Below are 7,461 nucleotides of genomic sequence, written 5' to 3' on the forward strand. Positions count from 1 at the left end.
GAGGAATAGTAACTCCTTGCTTTTCAGATTTTAAAACTAAAGTTAACCCTCTCAGCCTTAACCAAGGATAGAAGTTATGGCATCGAATAAGAATCAACATTTCGTACCGCAATGCTATTTGAAGCGTTTTTCGCATGAAAATTCTAATAGCTAAATTTGCCTTTCTAATTATGATAGAAAGCTTTTTGTTGCGAAGGCATCTATAAAAAGTCAATGTTCAAAAAGCTACTTTTATGGTGACGATTTGAAGCTTGAAAAAGCTCTCCAGCCTATTGAAGGACAATATTCAAACTTGGTTAAGAGAATTATCTCTGCGGGATATCAACTAAATAAAGCAGATGCGGGTTTTCTATTGGATGAATCGCCACGGATAATCTAGACACTTCTGAGCCGTTGATAATACTGGTTTTCATATTCTGTCGGTGACATCTGATCGCCCGAACCATGCCGACGCTTACTGTTATAGAACATTTCGATGTAATCAAAAATATCACTGCGGGCTTCTTCCCGCGTTCCGTAGATCTTTTTCTTAACCCGTTCGCGTTTCAGTAGCTGGAAAAAGCTTTCCGCCACCGCGTTGTCGTGGCAGTTACCGCGACGACTCATGCTGCCTTCCAGACCGTGTGATTTCAGGAACGACTGCCACTCATGGCTCGTGTACTGACTGCCCTGATCAGAGTGAACCAATACCTGTTTTTGAGGATTACGCCTCCACACCGCCATAAGTAATGCGTTCAGGACAATCTCTTTTGTCATGCGGGGTTGCATTGACCAGCCAATAACCTTACGTGAGAACAAGTCAACAACCACGGCCAGATACAGCCATCCTTCGTGGGTCCTGATGTAGGTTATGTCCGTTACCAAACGCTTATGCGGAGCATCCGGATTGAACTGCCGCTGGAGCCTGTCAGGCGACACTATACTGGCTTCGCCTTTACGTGCCCGTGTGCTACGGTACCCAACCTGAGCTTTTATTCCGGCATGCTTCATCAGCCGCAAGACCCGGTTCACTCCGCACTGCTGCCCGGTATCACGCAGATTGAGATGGATCCTGCGATAACCATCGTAGACGCAGCCAGACTCAGGCCAGAACTGTTTGATCTGCCCGGTCAGCATCTGGTCTGCATGGTGACGCTGCGAATGTGGCTGCTGAAGCCAGAAATAAAATCCACCCGGATGGACATCCAGAACCCGACAGAGCAGGCGAACAGGCCAACAACGGCTGTTGTCGCGGATAAAGGCGTACCTCACTCGGACAGCTTTGCGAAGTACGCCGCGGCTTTTTTTAATATGTCCCGTTCGTCGGTAACCCGCTTCAGCTCTTTCTGGAGACGGCGGATCCCGGCCTGAGCATCCGACTGTGCATTATTAGTGGAAGAATCCGGACCGTACTTCTTTATCCAGGCGTAAAGGCTGTGGGTGGTGATATCGAGACGTGTTGCAACGCTGGAAACAGAATGACCACGATCAACAACCTGTTTGACTGCTTCAATTTTAAACTCTTCTGGATAACGCTTACCGCTCATGGGCGCCTCGCTTTAAGTCATCTTAAATGACTCTGAGGTGTCTGTTAAACCCGTGGCGATTCAGGCATAACTGATATGAAAATTACAGGCACAAGTTCGTACGTGATGCTTGATATCGACGGCAAAAAAATCAGGGCAGAAGGTGAAATGGTCGTGGGTGGTTTTGTGGCTGAAAAAAGCACCATGAAACAGTTTGAACCCCCTATGAAAGTGAACCTGTGACTGATGCCGTTCGCCAGCATTATATCGATGAAGCAGTCAAAAAAACCAAGGATCTCATATGGTCCTGAAATTTGTTTAAATCTGTACCGTGAAGGTAGCCTGCTAATCACTTTCACATATCACTCCCGCCACAGTATTCAGACAGGCGGTGAGGGAGGAATAGCCGTTCTGACCAGCCGTCCGTAAACTAACATACCACGATGCACGCAATATCCGCATTTGGCACAGAGCGGACATGCTGATTGAGCTGAAGATTCGCTTTGGGCGAGGAGCGGGCGTTAATGTCATCTTCTACTTGAACAATCATTTGGTCGTTTAAACAACCTTTTCAGCTAAAGATAGTCCACATAACTGCTCGCATCTGTGTACCCCAAAATTCTATAACCGTTTTTAGGCTCGATTCCAGGTAGATGAATAGCCCGAAGGATGGTACCAACCATGTCATGCTGCGCTACTGAATTCGTCAAAATATCAAGATACTGGATATCTAAATAACCGCCTTCACTGAAATGGTAAAAACACTCACCATCAACTGCGGATTCGTAACCATTGAGTAAAGTGATTTTCCATGAAGGAGGAGACTCCATGCTAACCATTGCCACGCGGATCTCGTTCCATTTTGTATTATTCATGCAGCTATAAAGCATTCAAGTCTCCCAGAACAAGCTCCTGATATATTAACACGCTATTTGGATAACAATGTCCAATTCTGGCACAAAGCGGACAGGCGGGCTTAGCTGAAGGTCCGCTATGAGCGAAAAGCAGACATTAAAATCTGTTTCTCCAATCATTTTCATGAGCTTAGCGATTTTTTTCAGAACAAAACTATCCACAATGCGGATTTGGATTATCTCATTTCCTATCGCACAGCATAACTAATCTGATGTGTCAAAAACTAAATCTGTTTTATTAAAAAGCTTTATTAATTTTAATAAATATCAAGCAAGTTTTTTTCGCATTCGAGAACAATAGTTCAGGGGAGAAAAAACAAAAGCCCCCCCGCGCAGGTAAGTTACTTAAATACATGAATCAACGATATTTTTTGCAAGCCGATTTATTTCAGACTCATTGGTTCCAAACTCCCCTGCTTTAAAAAAAACACCTCTAACTGCAAGATTTCTTTTTATTTTACTAGCTTCACCCAGCATGAAATCATAATCCAATTTCTTTTCTTTAATGCCCTTTAAGTATACTACAGGGAAGGCCCTCATTAATGCCGCATACCCGGTGAGCTTGCTTAAATAATACTCCCTTGGTGTATTCCACTCGACTGGATAGACGTCACGAATAGCATTAAAAAAATTCAACATTATCTTTTGAATTACAGCGTCATTCTCCTCAATAAAATAATCTCGGAATATACACTGACTATTTGGCATTAACGGCATGTCCATTTTTAACATTCTTGCATCATCATCAGGTTTTTTTGAAATATGTTGGATAAGATATTTTATGAAAGTGCTTTGTGATAATGATGCATTATCTTGGTTTATTTCCTTTCTACCCAGCATTTTTAGCTTTTTATAAAAAGGAGAATCAGGATTACTGTTCATTCCTCTCGCAATTTCGTGGCATGTTTTCTGGGGACTCCTGCGTTCTGCGAGTGAAAATAAATCATATACAATTGATGGGTTTACACGAGTTTGTTTACTATTAATGATTGAGAAAACATAGGCTTTCTCTTCATCAGTAAGATCAAACATTAAAACAACTGGTAAATCAAAAAGTTTAGCATTTGAGGAATTTTTAATCCCCCATAATCTATGCTGGCCATCGATCACATCACCTATCACCACTTCAGACTCAAAGTAAAAATAGGTATCATCCATTTTTATATTGGATGAATCATCGACGGAAATTATGATCGGTGTTGGGAAAGTCGCATCTGGCTCACTAGTGTACTTTGCGATTTCTGAAACTCTTGATGACGAAATATCCCTCTGCACACCAAACTCGAAATCTCTACGACGATCAACTCTAACTATATCGAGTAAGTCAATGGCTCTTATTGATGTTAAATAGAATGTACCGATTGGTTGGTTAACTTCAATATATTTTAATTTCATATCACAACTCCTTTACCATCATCAGTCACTTCCTTGGTTGCCATTGCCTGGGTTGTAACTGTTGCATCTTCTTTTTCTATATAACTTTCATCGTTTATATCTGTATGTGCAGTAGCGTTAAGTTTTAACACTCCAAATGTATAGCCGACTAAGACTATAGAAATAACATAAATTATAGGCTGAGTTAGACCGCACGTTAAATCATTAGAGTTTGGGAAGGTTAAATCCTTTGATTGTGTGGCAGCATATATTATTCCTGACAACTGCAAGAAAATTATCAATAATATTATTGATATAATTTTTATTGTCTTAAACTCAAGTTTAGAGCTAAAGAAACTTACAAACATAGGGCCAAGAGCAGAGGCTATTAATGCAATAGAAAATGTGTAAAAGCTCCCTGACGAACCCTCTATGTAAATAGACTGGTTTAGTGGTATCGAATGTGAATAATATCTTATTATTATATTTGCAATAATCCCCATTTGCCCGCAGACAACTGTGAAAACGATCCAAATAAAAAATTCTATTTTATTTTTTCTTATAGCATCGAATGGATACAAAAGGGATTTTTTAAACATTTGCCAGTCTTTACTCATGTTATACACTCTTTTATTTAAACTTGTCGACAATATGTAACTATCAATTAGTAACCATTTACCTTATTCAAATAATAAAATTATAATCATAATAATTTCGATGTTATAACTATACAACATTCTTAAAAGTGATTGATACTTGACTCACGTACCAAGGCCTAAACTGCTTGCTTAATTTATAATGATAACACTACCTTATAGTAAGCTTGTCAACTTATATAGCATGCTTTCAGTAATTAACAAACAAAGGATTGATTTTTTTTGCATTTTTCTATTTTTTTCATAAATAAATTTACAATGATGTAAGCAATGTCCGCTTCTGGCATAAGGCGGACAGTCGGCGCTCAGGTCCGCTTTGAGCGAAATATAGTCATTCTTACCCTGAGAATTACACTTTGAAGTGATTCAGGGTATGCGCTTACTGGTTACGAATATTGAGCGAGAATCATGTGATGATCGCCGCTTTTCTTTCGAACCAGTAGGTGCTCCACGTTCGCTAACGAATACTCAGGGCATGCAGATAAACTGCTGGCTACATTTCTTTCGAAGAGCGTGGAATGCATACCAATCCCCGATGAAAGGAGTTGGTGATGACTGCGACTAACCAATTTGCTGCACACGTAGGTCTGGACTGGGCAGATAAAAAACACGATGTCTGTGTTCAGTTTAAAAACGGTGAACGCGTATTCCATGTGATTGACATACAGCAGAAGCGCTTGATGCCTGGCTTACCGAGTTACACCAGAAGGTAAAAGGCAGTATCGCTATAGCTCTCGAGCTGAAGAAGGGACCCGTGGTGTATACTCTTCAGAAATATCCGTTTATCACCGTTTTCCCCGTCCACGCTTTGTCCCTGGCTCGTTACCGGCAAGCCTTCTCGCCCAGCGGCGCTAAAGATGACCCGCAGGATGCCAAGCTGGCACTAGAGTTAATGCTGCGTTATCCCCAAAAGATAAAAGCCATTGAACCCGACAATGCGGATATCCGGTTACTCCAGCAACTGGTTGAGCAGCGTCGTCAGCTGGTTGAGGATAAACGCCGTTTTGTGAACCGGATAATCAACACGCTTAAACAGTATTATCCTCAGCCCCTGGAGTGGTTCTCACATCGGGGTAGCTTACTGTTGTGTGAATTGATTATACGGTGGCCCAGTCTGCAACAACTGAAACGAGCTAGGCGCGACAAGATCTGCAACTTTCTGAATGCCAAAGGTGGCCGCGAAATGGCCCTTACCGAGCAACGTGTTGCGAGTATTGATAACGCGATCCCATTGACGACTGACCCGAGTGTTATAGAGGCTAATGCTTTGATGGCAACAGCACTGGCGACACAAATTAAAGTCGTGAGCGAAATCATCAAAACCTATGACGAACGAATTGAAACGCTGTTTGACACATTGCCAGATGCGGGGCTGTTCAAATCCCTTCCGGGCATGGGGCCGTGTATGGGCCCACGGATGCTTGCTGCACTTGGTGATAACCGTGACCGGTTTAACAGCGCTGAAGAAATTCAAAACTATGCAGGTATTGCCCCGGCGACAGAAAGAAGTGGCCAGAAATCCTGGGTTCACTGGAGATGGCAATGTGCGAAGTTCGTCAGGCAGACCTTCGTTGAATGGGCTGCCAAGACGGTTAACTCATCATATTGGGCCAGACTTTATTATCAGGAACTGCGAGAAAAAGGAAAATCTCACCAATCTGCAATCCGTGCTCTGGCGTTTAAATGGATAAGGATCATTTACCGCTGCTGGAAGACCAGAACCCGCTACGACGAAGCGAAATATTTGCTGGCTCTCGAATTAATATTTCTTTAGTCTTCACAAAAAGGTTGTTCTTTCATGAATTCATCGAAGTTTAAAATTTTCACCTTTAATAAATCCTTTGGAAAACGTTGATAAATCCTGTCATTCGAAATAAATAAATCGACATTATGGCAGTACGCCATATGACAGATGTCGTGACTATCATTCTTACCGGGTTGATTACCTGTTTTCATTGCATCTAATATATAAATAGTTAAGCACTTTAAATAATCATCTAATATTTTACTGCGACTGTATTTTTTAATGGAGTTAAGATACTCAGGAGTGAAGTCGCCTTCTGGATCTGATTCTGTTCCTTGCCTGAATTTTCTTATTCCAAGCCCATTGAGAAAACCTATTATATTCATGTCCATAAGCACTCTAATTTCTGCTTCTGTGTAAGGGTTGGCTCGAAGCGAGTCTCTATCCTCCTTTTCTGTTGACATTGTTTCTTTTAAAACTGATGTGGAATCCTCTACTAGCATATTGTCATAATTAGTCAGTGCCTCAATAGAATATACTTCCCCACCGAGCTCAATTTTAATATTTTTTGCTTCAGTTAGTGTATCCGTTCTAATGATTTCTTCCATTAACAGTTTTGTAGCAGGTACGTCATAATCATTTAAACCAATACCAAATGCCTTAGCCTGTAAAGTACCTACGGATTCCCATATGATCTTTACATCACGACTTGAAATGTTGACTAGAGAGGTTTTCCGTATGTTGTACTCTTTTTCTGAGGTCATCCCTGAAATCAGTTCCATGATGCCAAGCTGTGAACATATAAGTTCAATGTTGTTTTTTTTAGGGATTTTATTTAGCTGCCTTAGTATATTTGTATCCAGATATGCTTTCATGTTTTTAATGCGCCTTTATTTTATAGAGTGATTAAACACCACTGATTGAATATTTGTACATTTATGAAAAAAACTCAAGAAGCACCTTTACTCACTTTTTGCTGAAGACCGCTTTTGAAGCATTTATCGCCACATGCGGCTATCATTCGAAGGGCTTTGACCTGCTCCCCGTTGATTAATACACCGCGATGTCAGTAATGTCTTCATAAGCCACATGAGGACATCCCCATGAAGAAGCGTTTTTCCGACGAACAGATCATCAGTATTCTCCGCGAGCCAGAAGCCGGGGTTTCAGCCCGGGAACTCTGCCGTAAACATGCTATTTCAGACGCTACCTTTTAATCCTGGCGCAAGAAGTTCGGCGGCATGGAAGTTCCCGAAGTGAAGCGGCTC

The 7,461-nt window shown here is 41.5% G+C and carries 6 protein-coding genes and 3 pseudogenes; 4 read left to right on the forward strand and 5 right to left on the reverse strand.

The features are described from left to right. Positions 1 to 76: 76 nt before the first annotated feature. Positions 77 to 379 (forward strand): annotated as a pseudogene (locus RAC65_RS20005) (DUF4238 domain-containing protein). On the opposite strand, the gene RAC65_RS20010 reads toward RAC65_RS20005, so the two are convergent. Continuing rightward, a protein-coding gene (locus RAC65_RS20010; RefSeq protein ID WP_375097085.1) for an IS3 family transposase occupies positions 376 to 1,526 on the reverse strand; the annotation gives its coding sequence in 2 pieces (ribosomal slippage) (positions 376 to 1,289 and positions 1,289 to 1,526; 1,152 coding nt in all). The pseudogene RAC65_RS20005 and the gene RAC65_RS20010 sit on opposite strands and share 4 nt — an antisense overlap. Before the next feature lie 75 nt (positions 1,527 to 1,601). On the opposite strand from RAC65_RS20010, the gene RAC65_RS20015 reads away from it, so the two are divergent. After that, a complete protein-coding gene (locus RAC65_RS20015) occupies positions 1,602 to 1,748 on the forward strand; it encodes a hypothetical protein (protein WP_375097086.1) in 147 nt (48 codons plus the stop codon). 332 nt (positions 1,749 to 2,080) lie between these two features. Here RAC65_RS20015 and RAC65_RS20020 read toward each other — a convergent pair whose 3' ends face one another. The 3 genes from RAC65_RS20020 to RAC65_RS20030 form a co-directional block, all read right to left on the reverse strand. After that, complete coding sequence (locus RAC65_RS20020) at positions 2,081 to 2,395, reverse strand: DUF6678 family protein (RefSeq protein ID WP_375097087.1); 315 nt, start codon at positions 2,393 to 2,395, stop codon at positions 2,081 to 2,083. Positions 2,396 to 2,764: 369 nt separating this feature from the next. Then, positions 2,765 to 3,814: a DGQHR domain-containing protein gene (locus RAC65_RS20025; RefSeq protein WP_375097088.1), complete on the reverse strand. Its 1,050-nt coding sequence runs from the start codon at positions 3,812 to 3,814 to the stop codon at positions 2,765 to 2,767. Beyond that, a complete protein-coding gene (locus RAC65_RS20030) occupies positions 3,811 to 4,410 on the reverse strand; it encodes a hypothetical protein (RefSeq protein ID WP_375097089.1) in 600 nt (199 codons plus the stop codon). Before RAC65_RS20030 ends, RAC65_RS20025 begins: the two co-directional genes overlap by 4 nt. A 590-nt stretch (positions 4,411 to 5,000) precedes the next feature. Here RAC65_RS20030 and RAC65_RS20035 point away from each other — a divergent pair. Next, a pseudogene (locus RAC65_RS20035) lies at positions 5,001 to 6,223 on the forward strand (IS110 family transposase). Here the strand turns inward: RAC65_RS20035 and RAC65_RS20040 are convergent. Continuing rightward, complete coding sequence (locus tag RAC65_RS20040) at positions 6,220 to 7,068, reverse strand: hypothetical protein (protein WP_375097090.1); 849 nt, start codon at positions 7,066 to 7,068, stop codon at positions 6,220 to 6,222. The pseudogene RAC65_RS20035 and the gene RAC65_RS20040 sit on opposite strands and share 4 nt — an antisense overlap. 228 nt (positions 7,069 to 7,296) lie before the next feature. Here RAC65_RS20040 and RAC65_RS20045 point away from each other — a divergent pair. Beyond that, a pseudogene (locus RAC65_RS20045) lies at positions 7,297 to 7,407 on the forward strand (transposase); the annotation flags it as partial. Positions 7,408 to 7,461: the final 54 nt, after the last annotated feature.

It is taken from the genome of Pantoea sp. BS_8 (genome assembly GCF_041954965.1).
Taxonomy (GTDB): domain Bacteria; phylum Pseudomonadota; class Gammaproteobacteria; order Enterobacterales; family Enterobacteriaceae; genus Pantoea; species Pantoea stewartii.